A 3,204-nucleotide genomic window follows, 5' to 3' on the forward strand; every position below is an offset into this window, starting at 1 on the left:
CAGTCATATGGCTCAGGAGGATGCCTCTGCGACGGAGAAACAGATTTACAACACCTTCATGGTGTCGAGACAGCAGGTGCTTGAGCGCATTCGCTACGAGCTGATGAGCGATCACCCGACAGCGATGAAGGACCTTCCGAAGGATATGATGGCGTACATGGTTTATATCTACAACTATCTGTCCGGTTCGACGGTCGGAATCATCCAGAGAAACAAGATTGACCAGAACAGTGCAGCATACCTTGGATGGAAGGACGATACGATCAGCCTTCGCGATTACATCTATGCGGGAATCTCAGACAACTGGATTGACACGACGCGCCTTGAGGTAAAGAGCAAGTATTCGAGCGCGGATGACATTTACTCCGTTCTTGTCGACTATGTGATGAATCAGCTTCAGGATGACTCGAAGTTTGCAAAACAGATTTTCCGCTATCTGATCAACGGGGATGTGATCACAGGAAAACAGCTCTGCATCGCACTCTACGATCAGGGAGTTCTGCCGTATGATGCCCAGCAGGTTCAGCTGCTTCAGGCAAACGGAAGCGGATACACCTACACGTTCATCCGTGAAAAAATCCGAAATATCCAGCTGACCCCGGCCCAGCTCGCCCTTGATCCGTGTACCGGAGGTGTCGTGATCACGGACATCAAGACCGGTCAGGTGCGCGCGCTTGTGACCTATCCGAGCTACGACAACAACCGTCTGTCAGGAAGTGTGGATGCAGCGTACTTCAACCAGCTGAATGAGGATCTCTCGCTTCCGCTTTATAACAATGCGACGCAGGCAAAGAAGGCGCCGGGATCGACGTTCAAACCGATCACGGCAGTCGCAGGACTTGAGGAGGGTGTGATCGGTCTTTATGATACGATTGTCTGCACCGGTGAGTACGGCGAGGTCTCCCCGCCGATCAAGTGCTGGATCGGAGGAGGCGGACACGGCCCGCTCAACGTTGTCGGAGGAATTCAGAATTCCTGTAACTATTTCTTTGCGGAAGTTGCACACCGGCTTTCAACCGATGCAAACGGAAATTATTCGACGGAGCGTGGCCTGAATACGATCCGCAAGTATGCGACGATGTTTGGTCTTGACCGTCCGTCCGGAATCGAGATCTCCGAGGCACAGCCGGAGCTGACGACCGAGGACCCGGAGCGTTCGGCAATGGGACAGGGTACGAACTCCTACACGAATGTCCAGCTGTCGCGCTATGTGACAGCGATCGCAAACCGTGGAACCGTCTTTGATTTGACGCTTCTCGATCATGTGACGGACTACGAGGGAAATACGACAAAGACGTATGAGCCGAAGGTGACCGGTCATGTCGAGGTTGCAGACAGTACCTGGAATGCGGTTCAGCAGGGAATGCGCGCCGTGGTTTCCGACGGTTCTGCCAAGCAGATTTTCCGAGATCTTCCGGTGGAGATCGCCGGAAAGACCGGTACTGCGCAGGAGACGCACTCCCGAGGAAACCATGCATTCTTTATTTCCTACGGACCGTACACAAATCCGGAGATTGCGGTGACTGTCAATATCCCGTATGGATATTCCTCGTCAAACGCAGCGAGTGTAGCAAAGAACGTTTACCGGTTCTACTATGGATATACGACGCTTGACCAGATTCTGAATACAGGTGCACTTTCTGTATCGAATGTCAAGATCGGAGACTAAAAATCAGAGCGAGTATTTTTCGGAAAATCGAAAAGAAAGCGGGGGAGCAGGTTGTGAAAAACAGAGTTGTCATCAAGAGCAGCAAATCCGGGATGGTGGTGAATCTCGATCCCGACTGCCCGTTCTCAGAACTGGAGAATGCTGTCGCAGAGAAATTTGAGAAGAGCGCCCGCTTCTGGGGCAACATTCAGATTGCGCTGATTTTGCAGGGAAGAACGCTCAGCGCGGCGGAGGAACTTCGGATTGTCAATGCGATCACCGAGCACTCCGGAGTTGAGGTGCTCTGCCTGCTCGATCAGGACGCACAGCGGATGCAGCGGTGCGAGAAAGCGCTCAACGAGAAGCTGATGGAATTGTCCTCGCAGACGGGTCAGTTCTACCGCGGGGACTTAAACCGAGGGGAATCTCTTGAGTCCGAGGCGAGTATCGTGATTATCGGAGATGTCCGCCACGGCGCCCGCGTGTCTGCGAAGGGAAATGTCATCGTGCTTGGACAGCTTCGGGGGACGGTGTGTGCCGGTGCCTCCGGAGATGAGCAGGCGGTGATTGCCGCGATGGAGATGGCGCCTCTTCAACTCAAAATCGGAGAGGTTTCCTGCCATTACGGAGACCGGGGCAGAAAAATCGGCCGTGGTCCGATGCTGGCATTTGTGGAAAATTGTAGTATTTGTACGAAAGCAATAAAAAAATCGGGATTAAGTCTGCTAAATTTGAAATAGATACTGGAAAAATTTTTACTTTTAATGTAAAATAAAAAATGGTTATTATATTTTTCAGGAGGCATTTCTATGAGTGAAGTCATGGTGATTACTTCTGGAAAAGGCGGGGTCGGCAAGACGACGACCACAGCGAACATCGGCACAGGCCTGGCACTTTTGGGTTACAGTGTCGTGCTGATCGATACAGATATCGGTCTGCGCAATCTGGATGTGGTGATGGGACTTGAAAACCGGATCATTTATAATCTGGTAGATGTGGTGGAAGGCAACTGTCGAATGAAACAAGCCCTGATAAGAGACAAAAGATATCCCAATCTCTATCTGCTGCCATCGGCGCAGACGAGGGACAAGACTTCCGTCAATCCCGGGCAGATGAAAAAGCTCGTGGAGGACTTGAAAGGAGAGTTTGATTATATTCTTCTTGACTGTCCGGCGGGGATTGAACAGGGATTTCAGAATGCGATTGCAGGGGCAGACCGGGCGCTTGTCGTCACGACACCGGAGGTTTCCGCAATCCGCGATGCAGACCGGATCATCGGTCTTCTCGAGGCAGCGCAGATGCGCCGGACGGATTTGATTGTCAATCGGATCCGGATGGATATGGTGCGCAGAGGAGATATGATGTCGGTCGAGGATGTGTCAGATATTCTTGCAGTTCCAGTTATCGGCGCTGTGCCGGATGACGAGGATGTGGTGGTATCGGCAAATCAGGGAGAACCTCTCGTGGATACAACCTCTTTGGCCGGTCAGGCATACTTGAATATCTGTAAGCGGATTACAGGGGAGACGATTCCTCTGATGGATCTCGATCCTCAC

General features: G+C 51.9%; 3 protein-coding genes. All 3 read left to right on the plus strand.

Annotated features, from left to right (window positions below; genetic code table 11):
• The coding region (locus ACR0QE_RS13265; protein WP_432628807.1) for a penicillin-binding transpeptidase domain-containing protein at positions 1-1,669 on the plus strand (1,669 nt) is incomplete at its 5' end.
• 53 nt (positions 1,670-1,722) lie between these two features.
• Positions 1,723-2,388 (plus strand): septum site-determining protein MinC, encoded by a 666-nt coding sequence (locus ACR0QE_RS13270; RefSeq protein ID WP_432628808.1) that lies wholly within the window; start codon positions 1,723-1,725, stop codon positions 2,386-2,388.
• A gap of 69 nt (positions 2,389-2,457) precedes the next feature.
• The coding region (gene minD, locus ACR0QE_RS13275; protein WP_432628809.1) for a septum site-determining protein MinD at positions 2,458-3,204 on the plus strand (747 nt) is incomplete at its 3' end.

It is taken from the genome of Brotaphodocola sp. (assembly GCF_050873065.1).
Lineage (GTDB): Bacteria > Bacillota > Clostridia > Lachnospirales > Lachnospiraceae > Brotaphodocola.